17 protein-coding genes are annotated in these 14,694 nt (G+C 63.3%); 9 read left to right on the top strand and 8 right to left on the bottom strand.

Annotated features, from left to right (window positions below; genetic code table 11):
• Positions 1–30 precede the first annotated feature (30 nt).
• The 5 genes from AC0X69_RS18725 to AC0X69_RS18705 are packed head-to-tail and all read left to right on the top strand — an operon-like array spanning position 31 to position 4,657.
• Complete coding sequence (locus AC0X69_RS18725) at positions 31–1,143, top strand: microcin C ABC transporter permease YejB (protein WP_482609690.1); 1,113 nt, start codon at positions 31–33, stop codon at positions 1,141–1,143.
• On the top strand, positions 1,140–2,312 hold the full coding sequence (locus AC0X69_RS18720) for an ABC transporter permease (RefSeq protein ID WP_482613446.1): 1,173 nt from the start codon (positions 1,140–1,142) through the stop codon (positions 2,310–2,312). The genes AC0X69_RS18725 and AC0X69_RS18720 overlap by 4 nt, the downstream gene beginning before the upstream one ends.
• A gap of 31 nt (positions 2,313–2,343) precedes the next feature.
• Entirely contained in the window at positions 2,344–2,583 is a 240-nt protein-coding gene (locus AC0X69_RS18715; protein ID WP_482609688.1) for a hypothetical protein, read from the top strand.
• Complete coding sequence (locus tag AC0X69_RS18710; protein WP_482609686.1) at positions 2,580–3,026, top strand: type II toxin-antitoxin system VapC family toxin; 447 nt, start codon at positions 2,580–2,582, stop codon at positions 3,024–3,026. Before AC0X69_RS18715 ends, AC0X69_RS18710 begins: the two co-directional genes overlap by 4 nt.
• Positions 3,023–4,657: an ABC transporter ATP-binding protein gene (locus tag AC0X69_RS18705; RefSeq protein ID WP_482609684.1), complete on the top strand. Its 1,635-nt coding sequence runs from the start codon at positions 3,023–3,025 to the stop codon at positions 4,655–4,657. The genes AC0X69_RS18710 and AC0X69_RS18705 overlap by 4 nt, the downstream gene beginning before the upstream one ends.
• Before the next feature lie 16 nt (positions 4,658–4,673).
• Here AC0X69_RS18705 and AC0X69_RS18700 read toward each other — a convergent pair whose 3' ends face one another.
• From AC0X69_RS18700 to AC0X69_RS18690, 3 genes are read right to left on the bottom strand one after another with little or no spacing between them, the layout of a single operon-like run.
• Positions 4,674–5,153, bottom strand: coding sequence for a MaoC/PaaZ C-terminal domain-containing protein (locus AC0X69_RS18700; protein WP_482609682.1), 480 nt, complete (start codon positions 5,151–5,153; stop codon positions 4,674–4,676).
• Positions 5,150–6,013, bottom strand: coding sequence for a C40 family peptidase (locus tag AC0X69_RS18695; RefSeq protein WP_482609680.1), 864 nt, complete (start codon positions 6,011–6,013; stop codon positions 5,150–5,152). The genes AC0X69_RS18700 and AC0X69_RS18695 overlap by 4 nt, the downstream gene beginning before the upstream one ends.
• The gene (locus AC0X69_RS18690; protein ID WP_482609678.1) at positions 6,010–7,398 is read right to left on the bottom strand and encodes a leucyl aminopeptidase family protein; all 1,389 of its coding nucleotides are present in this window, start codon (positions 7,396–7,398) and stop codon (positions 6,010–6,012) included. Before AC0X69_RS18690 ends, AC0X69_RS18695 begins: the two co-directional genes overlap by 4 nt.
• 306 nt (positions 7,399–7,704) lie before the next feature.
• On the opposite strand from AC0X69_RS18690, the gene AC0X69_RS18685 reads away from it, so the two are divergent.
• The 4 genes from AC0X69_RS18685 to rpsI all read left to right on the top strand — a co-directional run bounded on the left by AC0X69_RS18685 (position 7,705) and on the right by rpsI (position 10,840).
• Complete coding sequence (locus AC0X69_RS18685; RefSeq protein ID WP_482609676.1) at positions 7,705–8,043, top strand: P-II family nitrogen regulator; 339 nt, start codon at positions 7,705–7,707, stop codon at positions 8,041–8,043.
• A 33-nt stretch (positions 8,044–8,076) separates the two neighbouring features.
• Positions 8,077–9,555, top strand: a complete 1,479-nt coding sequence (locus tag AC0X69_RS18680) for an ammonium transporter (protein WP_482609674.1) — start codon at positions 8,077–8,079, stop codon at positions 9,553–9,555.
• A gap of 332 nt (positions 9,556–9,887) precedes the next feature.
• Positions 9,888–10,358 (top strand): 50S ribosomal protein L13, encoded by a 471-nt coding sequence (gene rplM / locus AC0X69_RS18675; protein ID WP_482609672.1) that lies wholly within the window; start codon positions 9,888–9,890, stop codon positions 10,356–10,358.
• A 2-nt stretch (positions 10,359–10,360) separates the two neighbouring features.
• Complete coding sequence (gene rpsI / locus AC0X69_RS18670; RefSeq protein ID WP_482609670.1) at positions 10,361–10,840, top strand: 30S ribosomal protein S9; 480 nt, start codon at positions 10,361–10,363, stop codon at positions 10,838–10,840.
• A 63-nt stretch (positions 10,841–10,903) separates the two neighbouring features.
• On the opposite strand, the gene AC0X69_RS18665 is transcribed toward rpsI, so the two are convergent.
• The 5 genes from AC0X69_RS18665 to AC0X69_RS18645 form a co-directional block, all read right to left on the bottom strand.
• Positions 10,904–11,254, bottom strand: coding sequence for a hypothetical protein (locus AC0X69_RS18665; RefSeq protein ID WP_482609668.1), 351 nt, complete (start codon positions 11,252–11,254; stop codon positions 10,904–10,906).
• A gap of 21 nt (positions 11,255–11,275) precedes the next feature.
• Entirely contained in the window at positions 11,276–12,559 is a 1,284-nt protein-coding gene (locus tag AC0X69_RS18660; RefSeq protein WP_482609666.1) for an MFS transporter, read from the bottom strand.
• Between the two features lie 22 nt (positions 12,560–12,581).
• Complete coding sequence (locus tag AC0X69_RS18655; protein ID WP_482609664.1) at positions 12,582–13,928, bottom strand: peptide MFS transporter; 1,347 nt, start codon at positions 13,926–13,928, stop codon at positions 12,582–12,584.
• A gap of 75 nt (positions 13,929–14,003) precedes the next feature.
• Positions 14,004–14,468, bottom strand: a complete 465-nt coding sequence (locus AC0X69_RS18650; protein WP_482609662.1) for a flavodoxin family protein — start codon at positions 14,466–14,468, stop codon at positions 14,004–14,006.
• A gap of 10 nt (positions 14,469–14,478) precedes the next feature.
• The gene (locus tag AC0X69_RS18645; protein ID WP_482609661.1) at positions 14,479–14,664 is read right to left on the bottom strand and encodes a hypothetical protein; all 186 of its coding nucleotides are present in this window, start codon (positions 14,662–14,664) and stop codon (positions 14,479–14,481) included.
• Positions 14,665–14,694 lie beyond the last annotated feature (30 nt).

Raw genomic sequence — 14,694 nt, 5'->3', positions numbered from 1 at the left:
GCTCGAAGGCAAAAGGACGCGAGACGCTAGATGGGAGCCTATATCGCCCGCCGCGTGCTGCTGATGATCCCGACGATCCTCGGCATCATGCTCATCTCCTTCGCCATCGTGCAGTTCGCGCCGGGGGGGCCGGTCGAACGCATCATCGCGCAGCTGCAGGGTTTCGACGTCGGCGCGACGGGCCGTTTTTCCGGCGGCGGCGGCGATGTCGGACAAGGCGGCGCGAGCCAGACCGGAACCATGGCCGCCGAAACCGCCTCAAAATATCGCGGCGCTCAAGGACTTGATCCCAAATTCATCGCAGAACTCGAAAAGCAGTTCGGCTTCGACAAGCCTGCCTGGGAGCGCTTCCTGCTGATGGTGAAGAACTACGCGATGTTCGATTTCGGACGCAGCTATTTTCGCGACGAAAGCGTCCTCAAGCTGATCGGCGAGAAGCTTCCGGTATCGATTTCACTTGGCCTCTGGATGACGCTTCTCTCCTATTCGATTTCAATTCCGCTCGGCATCGCCAAGGCGGTGCGCGACGGATCGAAATTCGACATGTGGACCTCGAACGCCGTCATCATCGGCTACGCCATTCCAAGTTTTCTCTTCGCCATGCTGCTGATCGTTCTGTTCGCGGGCGGATCGTTCTGGCAGATCTTCCCGCTGCGCGGCCTGACGTCGGACGACTTCTGGCAGCTGTCGCTGTTCGACAAGGTCAAGGATTATCTGTGGCATATCATCTTGCCCGTCACGGCTATGACGCTCGGCGCCTTCGCGACCCAGACCTTTCTGACGAAGAACTCTTTCCTCGATGAAATCCGCAAGCAGTACGTGCAGACGGCGCGCATGAAGGGGCTGACCGAGCGGCGTGTGCTCTACGGCCATGTGTTTCGCAACGCCATGCTGATCGTCATTGCTGGCTTTCCGGGCGCTTTCGTACACGCCTTCCTCACCGGCTCGGTGCTGATCGAAACGATCTTCTCGCTCGACGGGCTCGGCTACCTCTCCTTCGAGAGCATCGTGAACCGGGACTATCCCGTGGTCTTCGCCAACCTTTATATTTTTGCGCTGCTCGGTCTCGTGGTGAATCTCATCTCCGACCTTACCTATACCTGGATCGACCCGCGCATCGACTTTGAAACGCGCGAGGTCTGACCGTGAGCGCAGCGATCGAAACCACTCCCGATCTCGCCCCGTCGCTCAATCGCGAAGGATGGCTGCGGCTCACGCCGCTCGACCGGCGTCGCCTCGAGAATTTCAAGGCGAACACGCGCGGCTATTGGTCCTTCTGGATCTTCATGACGCTCTTCATCATGTCGCTCGGCTCGAACTTCCTGGCGAACGATCGGCCCATTCTGGCGTGGTACAAGGGCGAGTTGCTGTTTCCGGCCTTCGTCTCCTATCCGGAGGAGAAATTCGGCGGCTTCCTCGCCCGAACCGACTACCGCGATCCCGTCATCGCCGACGAAATCAAGTCGCATGGCTGGATGCTTTGGCCGCCGATCCGTTTTTCCTACGACACGCATAATCTGGAGCTGCCGACGCCGGCGCCGTCTCCGCCGACCTGGATGCTGACGCAGAAGCAATGCGAGGTCGCCGCGGCGAAAGGCCTTCGGCCGGGCCAGCCAAACCGCGGCTGCGCGGCGCTCGAATATAATTGGCTCGGCACCGACGATCAGGGCCGCGACGTCGTCGCCCGCCTGCTGTACGGATTTCGAATCTCGGTGCTGTTCGGACTTATCCTGGCGACGGTCTCGTCGATCGTCGGCGTCGCGGCGGGGGCCATACAAGGCTACTTCGGCGGGCGGGTCGATCTCGTGTTCCAGCGCTTCATCGAGGTCTGGTCCTCATTGCCGCAGCTCTATCTGCTCATCATCGTGTCGTCCTTCCTGACCCCGGGATTTTTCGTGCTGCTCGGCATTCTGCTGCTCTTCTCCTGGGTGTCGCTGGTGCATGTCGTACGCGCCGAGTTTCTGCGCGCCCGCAATTTTGAATATGTGAACGCCGCGCGCGCACTCGGGCTGAGCAACTTCCGGATCATCGTCAAACATCTGCTGCCGAACGCCACCGTGGCGACGCTGACCTTCCTGCCTTTCATTCTCAATTCGTCGATCACGACGCTCACGGCGCTCGACTTTCTCGGGTTTGGCCTGCCGCCGGGCTCGCCTTCGCTCGGCGAACTCCTGTTGCAAGGAAAATCCAATCTTCAGGCGCCTTGGCTGGGACTGACGGGCTTTGCGATCATCGCGCTGATGCTGTCGCTGCTGGTCTTCGTCGGCGAGGCGGTCCGCGACGCGTTCGACCCAAGGAAGAATTTCCGGTGACGGCGTGCTACATTGCCGGCGGAGCGAGGCTATGAACCGAATTGTCCGAGAACACTATCCGGCGGCGAAGCTTCCCGACGATTTACGAGATGAGATCGGCGCCGAAAAGCGAGTGACGATCACCATCGAGGTGGAAAACGCAGCCCCCGACGCGCGCAACGACTGGTTCTCCAAATATGAGCATATACGTCGTGCCAATTTTCATTCGCTTGAAGAAGTGAATGATCATGTGCGCTCGCTTCGCGACGAGTGGGATCCTCGCCAGCAATGAGAGTCAGAATCTATCTCGACTCCAATGTATTCATTGACGCATTTGAAAACGATGACCTTCCAGTCACGCGAGGGAGATTGGTGCTGGATCACGTCAGAGCAGGCGGCGCTGTCGGCGTGATCAGCGAGCTGGTCGTCGCAGAGCTGCTGACGAAACCTATGGAAACCGGAGACAGCGAGTTACGCGACGCGTATGAAGCTCTGTTCGAGTCGTCTTCCATGATAGAAGCCTTTCCAATTGATCGGCGTGTGCTCGTGCAAGCGGCAAGCCTGAGAGCGACGGTAAAGTCCATGAGAATGCCTGACGCAATCCACGTAGCGACGGCGAAGCTCCAGAATTGCGGCGCTTTTGTCACTGCCGACAGACGCCTTGCAATTCCTGACGGAATGCGAGCGATCAACCTTAACGCGTCGACCCTCGACGAATTGCGCGCACTCACATGACCTCTGATCCCCTCCTCGACGTTCGCGATCTCTCGGTCTCCTTTCTGCACGGGGGGCGCGAGACCAAGGCCGTCGATCGCGCGTCCTTCGCGCTCGAGCGCGGCAAGACTTTGGCGCTCGTCGGCGAGTCCGGCTCCGGCAAGTCGATCAGCGCCCTGTCGATCGTCCGTCTGCTTCCGCCCGGCGCAGCCGTGTCAGGCAAGGCGCTGTTTGACGGCCAGGACATGCTGGCGATCGACGACAATCGTCTGCGCGCCATTCGCGGCGCGCGCATCACGATGGTCTTCCAGGAGCCGATGACCTCGCTCAATCCGCTGCAGACGATCGAGCAGCAGATTGCCGAAATTCTCGAACTGCACGGGATGCGCGGCGAAGACGCCGTTCGCAAGCGGGTCGTTGAGCTGCTCGGAGAGGTCGGCATCCCGGATCCAGAGGCGCGGCTCGGGGCCTATCCGCATCAGCTCTCGGGCGGCCAGCGTCAGCGCGTCATGATCGCGATGGCGCTCGCCAACAAGCCCGATCTGCTGATCGCCGACGAACCGACGACGGCGCTCGACGTCACCGTGCAGGCGCAAATTCTCGCGCTGCTCGAGCGGCTGCAAGCCACCTACGGCATGGCGATGCTGTTCATCACGCACGACCTCGGGCTCGTGCGCCGTTTCGCCGATACCGTCTGCGTCATGCAGAAGGGCCGCATCGTCGAACAGGGCGAGGTGGAGACGGTATTCTCTTCGCCTCAGCATCCCTACACCAAGGCGCTGCTCACGGCGGAGCCCAAAGGCGCGCCGATCGTGGAAAACAACGAAGCGCCTGTGGTTGCGTCAGCCGAGGATTTGCGGGTCTGGTTTCCGATCCGCCGCGGATTCATGCGCCGTGTCGTTGGCCACGTGAAGGCGGTGGACGGCGTCACCGTCGCGGTGCGCGAGGGCGCGACCGTCGGCGTCGTCGGCGAGTCCGGCTCCGGCAAAACGACGCTGGCGCTGGCGATGCTGCGTCTCATTCGCTCGGAAGGGCCGGTTGTTTTTCTGGGCCAGCGCATCGACGGCAAGAGCGTCGACGCCATGCGTCCGCTTCGCCGCGACATGCAGATCGTCTTTCAGGATCCTTACGGCTCGCTCTCGCCGCGCATGTCGGTCGCCGAAATCGTCGCCGAAGGGCTGACCGTTCAGCGGCCCGAACTCACGCTCGATCAGCGGCGTGAAATCGTTGCGCGCGCGCTGCAGGAAACGGGACTCGATCCATCGACGATGGACCGCTATCCGCACGAATTTTCCGGCGGCCAGCGGCAGCGCATCGCGATCGCCCGCGCCATGGTGCTCGAGCCGAAATTCGTCGTGCTCGACGAGCCGACCTCCGCTCTCGACATGTCCGTGCAGGCGCAGATCATCGATCTCTTGCGCGATCTCCAGCGCCGTCGCTCGCTCGCCTATCTCTTCATCAGCCACGATCTGCGCGTCGTGAAGGCGCTCGCCGCGCATCTCATCGTCATGCGCTACGGCAAGGTGGTGGAGGAAGGACCGGCGACCCAGGTGTTTTCGGCGCCAAAGAGCGACTATACGCGCGCCCTCTTCGCCGCGGCGTTCCGCAACGAGGCGGCGCCGATCCCGGGCAACGCCGTCAGCGAAAAGTAAAGATTGAAGTCGTCGCCTATCCAGCGTTTTCAGGCGCGCTGACCCGCGCCGGGTCGCGGAAAGCGACGACGGTGACCCGCTGCGTCAGAACGGCTTCGTCGCGCTGATTATAAGTCTCCAAATTCATTGAAACGAAGCCGCGATCGGCATGGCGACGCGGATGAACGATTCGCGTCACTTCGGCTTCCACGCGCAGAGAGTCGCCAGGCCGCACCGGCAGCTTCCAGGCGATATGCGCCTCGACGCCGACGAGCCCGCCCGCGAATGGCGGATCGGCTGAGTCGATGAGAAGCTTTATGCTGAGCGCGCCGGTTTGCCAGCCGCTGGCGACAAGCCCGCCGAACATGCTGTCCTTGGCCGCTTCCGCGTCGAGATGGAAATATTGCGGATCATTGTCGCGCGCGAAGCGGATGATGTCCTGCGCGGTGATTGTCATGCTCGTTGAACGCAGCCGCTGGCCGACGCGTAGATCTTCCAGATAGAGCTTCTTCGTCATGAGAATACATCCTTCGCCAGGCGCCTGACGCTCGTGACCGCTCCGGCGCCCGCCGCCTCGTTGCGCGCGCGCACCAGGTCGAGCGGCTCGCTCGTGACTTGCATATGCGTGGCGTTGGCGTGAAGCAGCGTTTCGGCGTCTCGCATGACGCCGACATGCCCCTTCCAGAAGACGATATCGCCGCGCGCGAACGGCGCGCCGGGCTCGAGCGCAACGCCAAGCGCAGCTTCCTGCATATCCGTGTCGCGCGGCGCCTTGACCCCGGCCATCAGCAGGGAAACCTGCACCAGTCCCGAACAATCGACGCCGAGCCAGGACTTTCCGCCCCATAGATAAGGCGCGCCGATGAGCGTCTCGGCGACAGCCACGAAGTCAGGCGCCTTCGCCTCGCACGAGACGAGATGTTTGCGATAGATGAATCCGAGCTCCGGCGTCACGCAAAAGCCGTCGCGCTCTTCCGCGATCGCGACCTCCGCGCCGAGCGGCAGGGCGTTCAGCGGCGGCAGTTTGATGTTCGGGCCCGGATAGATAAACGTCCGCGGAACGCAGACGCGATGCGTCGGCGCGCTCAATTCGCGCCACAGCGTATTGGCCGCGATCCAGCCGACGTAATTGTCGCGCGCGAGCTGCGCCCAGGCCCAGCCTTCCTCCTCATCGTAAACAGTAACGCGCTCGCCGTAGATCGCCTGAGTGTCGACCGCGGCGTCGGGGCGCGGCTCGCGCCGAAGGTCGACGACGCAGTCTCTCACCTCCTTCGCGACGCCTTCCACATAGCGCTCGGCGGTCACACGTCCCTTCAAATAGGCGGCGGCGACTTCGGGACGCGCGGGCGTCAACCGCCGATCGAAATGTGCGCTCACGACGTCGCTTTCTGTTGCTCGGCGCGCTTCTCGATCAACTCATAGAGAAGCCGCGCCGCTTGCACGTCGCCGCCTTCCGGCCGGCCGGGCTTCGTCGACGGATTCCAGCAGTAGACGTCGAAATGCGCCCAGCGCTTGGGGTCGGCCACGAAGCGCCTCAAGAACAGCGCGGCGATGATCGATCCGGCGAAGGGACCGCTCGTGACATTGACGAGATCGGAGATTTTGCCGTCGAGTCCGCTGTCGTAATTTTCCCACAGCGGCATCCGCCAAACCGGATCGTTCACGGCCGCGCCCTGCCCCGCGATCTCAGCGGCGAGCGCGTCATCGCCGGTATAGAAAGGCGGAATCTCAGGACCAAGCGCGACGCGGGCGGCGCCGGTCAGCGTGGCGAAATCGAACAGGAGATCAGGCGGCGTTTCGCTCGCATAGGCGAGCGCGTCGGCGAGAACTAGCCTGCCTTCGGCGTCGGTGTTGCCGATCTCGACGGTCAGCCCTTTGCGGCTACGGTAAACGTCGCTCGTTCGAAACGCCGAAGCCGAGATCGAATTTTCGACGATCGGCAACAGCACGCGCAAGCGAACCGGCGCATCCCCGCCAAGCAGCATCGCCGCGAGCGACAGCGCGGTCGCGGCGCCGCCCATGTCCTTCTTCATCAGCGCCATCGCGCTCGAAGGCTTGATGTCGAGCCCGCCGGTGTCGAAACAGACGCCCTTGCCGACAAGCGTCACCCGCAGGCCGTCCTCGGGCCCGTGCTCGAATTCGACGAGCCTCGGCGGCTGCGCCGCCGCGCGGCCAACGGCGTGGATCAACGGGAAGTTTTCCGCAAGCAGCTCGTCGCCGACAATGACGCGGCTCTTGGCGCCGTGCTTCGCGCCGAGAGCGAGCGCCGCCTCCGCGAGCGCCTCCGGCCCCATGTCATTGGTCGGCGTGTTGACGAGATCGCGTCCGAGAGCCACGGCGGCGGCGATTCGCTCGATGCGCGCGGCGTCCACGTCCTGCGGCGCGCACAGACGCGGCGCTTCGTTCTTGCGCGCCTTGTAGCGGGAGAAGGCATAGCTCGACAGAAGGAAGGCCAACGCCGCCTGAGAGGGCGAATCGACGCCGGCGCCGAAGCGGTAAAGGCCCTTGGGCAACGCCGCGGCGAGCTTTCCGGCAAAGAACGGATCGCGCGTTTTCGGCTCCCTTCCCTCCGCGCCGAAAAAGACGCGCGGCGCGCCATCGACCTCCGGCGCGAAAAGGAGCGAACCCGGCTTCGCCTCAAATGACGCAAGGTCGGCAAGCCGCGCGGTCGCCTGAGGAAGCTTTGCGCGGCGTTCGGGCCAGTCTTCCTTATTGACGAAATCGATGGCGATCGCCCCCGGCGACCAGTCTTCAAGCTTCATTCGCGTCCGTTGTCTTCGCTCTGCGGCGCCGTGACCCGTCTCTATCTCCGCATCACACAAAAGGGAAAGAGCGCCGATAGCAAGGGGCTCAAAGCAACGAACCTGGGGAGATGAACAGCGACGGCGGCGCTCGCTTAAAAGACGCGCTTTTACGCAAAGTGCACAATCTTTGATCGGCAGGCGCCGCGCAACTGGCCAAGCTTGCGCCCGAAGGCGTTATGCAAAACGATTATTTTATACGCAGCATGGCACGCAGATTGCTTAGCGAACGCTCACCTCGCCACCGTTCAGGGCATGTCTGCGCAAATGAAGATCATCACGGCCATTATCAAACCCTTCAAGCTCGACGAGGTGCGCGCGGCGCTGACGGAAATCGGCGTGCATGGAATGACCGCGACTGAAGTGAAAGGCTATGGCCGGCAGAAGGGCCACGCCGAAATTTATCGGGGGGCCGAATATATCGTCGCCTTCCTGCCCAAGGTGAAGATCGACGTCGCTCTTCCCGAGGCGGTCGTCGATCGCGCCATCGAGGCGATCAGACTCGCCGCCTATACCGGGCATATCGGCGACGGCAAGATTTTCGTTTCGCCGCTGGAGCGCGCGATGCGCATCCGCACCGGCGAGACCGACTCCGACGCGCTCTGAAGCGCTTTCTCCAGTCATCATCAGGATCAATCGATGCACAGCTCGTTTGCGCGCGCCTCGAGCGAAGATTTCCTTATCCTGAGGAGCCCGCAACCCGGGCGTCTCGAAGGACGGGGAAATCCGCTCGCGCTGTATCTCTCGCCCTCGCGCCTCGAGACGCGCCTTACAGGCGCTCCTCAGCCTGAGGGCGACGTACTGCGCCGCACGATTTTGGGAGCGGCGACCGCGTTGGCGGCTTTCACCATTTCGCAACCCGCTCTCGCTCAGGAAAGCGTCGGCAAGATCGACGCGGCGGACACCGCCTTCATGATCGCCGCAACCGCGCTCGTGCTGATGATGACGCTGCCCGGCCTTGCGCTTTTCTACAGCGGCATGGTGCGCAAGAAGAACGTGCTCGCCACCATGGCGCAAAGCCTGATCGCCACGGCCCTCGTGTCGCTGCTGTGGATCGGCGTCGCCTACGGCCTCGCCTTCAGCGGCGACGGCGCCTTCATCGGCGACGCGTCGCGCACGCTCCTCGCCGGTATCGGACTCGATACGGTGAGCCCCTTCGCCAAGACCATCCCCGAGATCCTGTTCATGATGTACCAGATGACCTTCGCGGTCATCACCTGCGCGCTGGTCGGCGGCTCCGTCGCCGAGCGCATGAGGTTCTCGGCCTTCATGCTGTTTTGCGCGCTCTGGCTCTTCATCGTCTATGCGCCTTCGGCGCACTGGGTCTGGGGCGGCGGATTCCTGCAGAAGATGGGTCTCCTCGATTTCGCCGGCGGGACGGTCGTGCACATCAACGCCGGCGTCGCCGGACTGGTCTGCGCCGTGGTGCTGGGGAGTCGCGTTGGCTTCGGTCGCGAAAACCTCTCGCCTTTCGACCTCTCGCTCGCCGTCGTCGGCACGGGCCTGCTCTGGGTCGGCTGGTTCGGCTTCAACGGCGGCTCGGCGCTCGCCGCCAATTCGCGCGCGGTCTTCGCGATCGTCGCGACGCATCTCGCCGCCTGCGCCGGCGCGTTGGTGTGGAGCGGATTGGAATGGCTCCAGCGCGGCAAGCCGTCGGTGCTCGGCGTCGTCTCTGGCGCCGTCGCCGGACTTGGCACGATCACGCCGGCCTCGGGCTATATCCTGCCCTGGCACGGGGTCGTGATCGGGGTGATCGCGGGCGCCGTCTGCTATTGGTTCTGCACCGTCGCGAAATACAAGTTCCGCTACGACGATACGCTCGACGTGTTCGGCGTGCATGGCGTCGGCGGCATCATGGGAACGCTGCTCGCCGGGGTCTTCGCCACGCGCGCGATCACCGCTTCAGAGGGGGACCCTGGCGTGGCCGGTCTGCTCGAAGGCGATCCGCATCAGCTTCTCGTCCAGGCGATCGGCGTCGGCGTCACCATTGTCTGGTGCGTGGTCGGCACCTGGGCGACGCTGAAAATCGTCTCGATGTTCACGAGGCTTCGCGTGAATTACGACGACGAGCGCGAGGGACTCGATATCGCGCTGCATGGCGAAGCGCTGCATCAGTAGAAAGCGACCAAACGAGCGTCGCCTTTAGGCGTCATGGCCGGGCTTGTCCCGGCCATCCACGCCATCAATCTGCTCTTACGACCTCCCAAGCGCGGGGCGCCAATCGCTTATGACGCACGACGTAGATGGCCGGGCCAAGCCCGGCCATGACGGCCGATTTGAATCAGCTCAACGCAATCCATGGCGTGGGTATTATGATACCTTAACCGTTGGCTCCTTAGTTTATCGGCGTTCTAGCGCCCTTATTACGACGAAAACCACTTGACCGGCCCCGCCGCATCCCCTATCCACACGGCTTCCGAACTTTAGCGTTCTGACGGAATTCCCATCCCATGTTTGGCAAGACCTATTCGGCGAAACCCGCCGACATCGAAAAGAAGTGGGTGCTGATCGACGCCTCCGGGCTCATCGTGGGCCGCCTCGCTTCGATCATCGCGCTGCGCCTTCGCGGCAAGCACAAGGCGACCTTCACCCCGCATATGGACGATGGCGACAACATCATCGTCATCAATGCAGACAAGGTCGTTCTGACCGGCCGCAAGCGCGACCAGAAGGTCTATCACCACCACACGGGCTTCCCCGGCGGCATCAAGGAGCGCTCGGCGAAGTTCCTGCTCGAGGGGCGCTTCCCGGAGCGCGTCCTGGAGAAGGCGGTGCAGCGCATGCTGCCGCGCGGGCCCCTGGGCCGCAAGCAGCTCGGCAATCTCCGAGTTTACAAGGGCGCCGAACATCCGCATGAGGCGCAAAGCCCGCAGACGCTCGACGTCGCCGCCCTGAACGTCAAGAATAGCCGGAGCGCCTGATCATGGCCGAGACCACTCTTTCTTCGCTTTCCGACCTCCAGGGAAGCGTCGCCGCGGCGCCCGAAGCGCCCCGTTACGTCCAGAAGCTGGACAAGCAGGGCCGCGCCTACGCGACCGGCAAGCGCAAGAACGCCGTCGCGCGCGTCTGGGTGAAGCCCGGCGCCGGCAAGATCACCGTCAACGGCCGCGACATCGAGGCCTATTTCGCGCGACCCGTTCTGCGCATGATCCTCGCGCAGCCGCTCGTCGTCGCCAAGCGCTCGGGTCAGTATGACCTCGTCGTTTCGGTCGCGGGCGGCGGACTTTCGGGTCAGGCCGGCGCGGTGCGCCATGGCCTCGCCAAGGCGCTGACGAACTATGAGCCGGAGCTGCGCCCCGCGCTCAAGAAGGAAGGTTTCCTCACGCGCGACTCCCGCGTCGTCGAGCGAAAGAAATACGGCAAGCGCAAAGCCCGCCGCAGCTTCCAGTTCTCGAAGCGCTAAGCTTCGCGTCTTCGTGGCGGAGGTTTCAAAGCGGCGCTTCGGCGCCGCTTTTGTTTTTGCGGGTCAATAGACGCAGATCTTGAAGTCGTCGCCGACCCAGCAGGCGCGGTCCGACGCGGAGCGCTTCGCTTCCCCCCAGCGGGAGTTGATCCCGTCGCGGGTCAGTCCCCTCACTTCCGCCACGCCCGGCAAAGTCACGGAGACGCTGATTATTGTCGCGCCGTCAAACGCGTCCCGGCCAATCGGCTTTATCGAAAAGCCGCCGCCCTTCTCAGCCGAAAAATCGCACTTCCCGTTATAGGCCGGCGCGCCGTTGCTGGTGACGACGCATCTCGCCGGTTTCGCGATGGCGTCTGTCAGCAGGACTTGCTGGGCCAACACGATCAAAGCAACAGAGATCGTAATTCTCTTCATGAAATTCTCCCTTCGCGGCGCTCAATCGAGCCCCGGCGCGTTGTGCCGTTCGCGCAGACCCGCGACGCCCAGGAGCCCGACGGCGGCGCCGAACATCAGATAGAAGGCCGGCGCGACCGGCGTGGCGAGAACTCCGATCAGCCAGGAGACGATGAAGGGCGCGAAGCCGCCGAAGATCATCACGGCGACATTGTAAGCGATCGCGAGCCCCGCCGTGCGGATATGCGTCGGAAACTGTTCGGCGAGCGCCGTCGACAGCGCGCCGAAGAGGCCGGAGAGTACGACGCAGAAGGCGGTCTGCGCCACAGCGAGCGCGAGCAGCGAGCGCTCCGCCTGCATCCAGACGAACAGTGGATAGACGCAAAGGAAAAGCAGCCCATAGGAGGCGAGGAGCAATGGGCGCCGCCCGAACCTATCGGAGAAGGCGCCGATCAATGGCGTCAATGCGATCAGCAGGAGAAGACCGGGCGCCTGGGCGATGAAGGACTGCGCCAGGCTCAACCCCATCTCCGTCTTGCCATAGGTCGGCATGTAGACGAGGACCACATAGAAGGAGATCGTCGCGCCGACCGTCGCGGCGAAGCAGGCGATGAGTCTGTCGGCTCGGCGCCGGAGCAGGTCGAGAAAGGCGTCCATCGCGCGGCCGTGTTGCGGCGATGTCTGAAAGGCGTGGGTTTCGTCGAGATTGCGCCTGATATAGACGCCCACCGGGCCGATCAGCAGGCCGGCGAGAAAGGGAAGCCGCCAGGCCCATTCATGCAACGCTTCGGCCGAAAAGGCGCCGGCGACGACAATGCCGGCCAGCGTCCCGAGCAGGATCGACAGCCCCTGCCCAACCATTTGCAGTGATCCGTAAAGTCCGCGCCGCCCTGCCGGCGCGATTTCGATCAGAAAGGCGGTCGAACTCGCGAATTCTCCCCCTGTCGCAAAGCCCTGCAGCAATCGGCCGGCGACGACGAGCAGCGGCGCGAAGACGCCGGTCGCCGCATAGGTCGGCGCGAAGGCGATCACCGCCACGGCGCCGGTCATGAGGAACATGATGAGTTGCAGCGCGGCCTTGCGGCCCTTTCGATCGGCGTAGAAGCCGAAAAAGACTCCGCCAAGCGGCCGCGTGCAGAAGCCCGCCCCAAAGGTCGCGAAGGCCAGCAACAAAGCCGCCGTGTCGTCTCCGCTCGGAAAGAACGCCTGCGCCAGGACCGAAGCGAAAAAACCGTAGACGACGAAGTCGTACCATTCGAGCGCATTGCCGATGACGGCGGCCGCGATCTGTTTCGGCGCAGGCGTTCTCGCTGGGACCAGATTCATGCAGTTTCTCGATTGCGCGCCGCTAGCGGGAAGACAGAAGTTCGCCGAGCGGCCGCCGCGCCGCCTCGACGATCAGCGCGCCGACGACGCCGAGCGCGCCCATGAGCAGGAAGAAATGCACATTTGCGAGGCTCGACCAAAAGCTGCCGAGCCACCCCGCAAGCAAATTGCCCAGAAACATCGAAGTGAACCAGACGCCCATCAGCGCCGAGCGCGAGCCTTGTGGCGCGACATGCGAAACAAGCGACAGGGCGATCGGCGAGAAATGCAGTTCCGAGACGGTGATGACGGCAAAATAGGCGAGCAGCCACAACCAGCTCGCCTCGCCGCCGTCGGCGTTCCAGGCTGCGAACGCCATCACGCCGTAGCTCGCCGCGACGCCGAGACAGCCGAGCGACATTTTGCCGATCGTCGAAGGCTCGCGCCCGATCCGCGCGAGCCAGGCCCACAAGGCGACGAGCGGCGGCGTGAAGAGAAAGATCATCAGCGGATTGAAAGCCTGAACCCATGTCACCGGAAGTTCGGCGCGCCAGCCGAAGAAGTCGACGCTGCGATCCGTCGACTGGGCCGCCCAGAGCGCGATGGTGTTGCCCTGCTGCTCGAAGGCGGCCCAGAACAGCGCCGACGGCGCAAAGAGCAGCATCAGGATGGCGAACGACCGGCGAAACTGCGCGCGTGTTTGCGAAGTGCGTGTGCGCCTTTCGCGCCGCGGCTCCGCCGGCAGGCTCGGCAGACCAATCACGTAAGTCACGAGTCCGATCGCCATGCCGACGCCAGCGCAGGCGAATCCATAGTGCCAGCCGATCGACTCGCCGATGGTTCCGCAGACGAGCGGCGCCAGGAACGCGCCAATGTTAATGCCAACGTAGAAGATCGAATAGGCGCGATCGCGGCGCGCGTCATTCCGGGAGTAAAGCTCGCCGACCTGTATCGAGATGTTCGGCTTGAAGAAGCCGCAGCCCGACGCGATGAGAAGCAGCGCGATGAGGAACAGGCGATCGAACGCCATCATGAAATGGCCGGCCGCCATCACCATTGCGCCGATCACGATCGTGCGCGAACGCCCGAGCCAGCGGTCGGCGATCAATCCGCCGAGCACAGGCGTAAGATAAACGAGTCCCGTGTAGAGCCCGTAGATTTGCGACGCGAAGGGCTGCGGGCCGAGCGGACCGGAGAGCGTCTCGAGCCCGCGCTTCAGCGCGTCGAGACCCAGCGCCGCGTTCATTCGCTCCGGCTTCAGAAGGTATTCGACCATGTAGAGGACGAGAAGCGCCCGCATCCCGTAATAGGAGAAGCGCTCCCACATTTCGGAGGCGAAGAGAAAGGCGAGCCCGCGCGGATGGCCGAGAAATTCGTCGCTACGCTGCATTCGCCCTGCCGGACCATTCTCGTTTGGCGCGCCGCCGTCGCCTGCGCAGCCTCTATAGACGATGGGTCAACCGGCTCAAATCGCTCCCACGTCGAGGCTCGCCGCCACGAGCATCCCAAGTTCGCGGCATTCGTCGACAAAATCTTCGCGCCATTCGCCGCGGCAGATGAGCGGCTCCTGGATCGCCCGCCAGCGCAGGCCGGTCACGATCGTCTCGACGCCGCGACGCGTTCCTGTTCCGTCGTGACCGGCGCGGATGTAGAGCGCGTAAGGCAGCCCCTGGGTGCGCTCCAGCAAGGGATAATAGCAACGGTCGAAAAAGTCCTTGAGCGCGCCGCTCATGTAGCCGAGATTTTCGGTCGTTCCGAGAATGATCGCCTGCGCGGCGAGAACATGGTCGGGCGTCGTCAGGAAAGGGCTGAGCGCTTCGACGTCGACGCCCTCGATCTCGGGAGAGCGCGCGCCCTCAATGACAGCGTCACGCAATCGCTCGGTGTTGCGCGACGGCGCATGCGCGATAATCAGCAGGCGCTTTGACAAATGCGCGCGGCTACCAGGGATGAAATTCTGGCACGTAAATGATTTTCAAATAGACCGCAAAAGCAACGATCGCGAGAATCGCCAGCAGCGCGCTGTAGCCGATCACCGAATAGACCGAAGCGTTGTAGACCGAATCCAACATTCGCAGCGCATATGCGCGCAACCCGCCCTCTGTTTCCGCGAGCTCTTTGGCCATGTTCGCTCCTCCTCTCGGAAGCGGGGGCGA

The organism is Methylocystis sp. Uni0008, from assembly GCF_056838045.1.
This window is presented reverse-complemented; position numbering and strand designations above follow the sequence as displayed.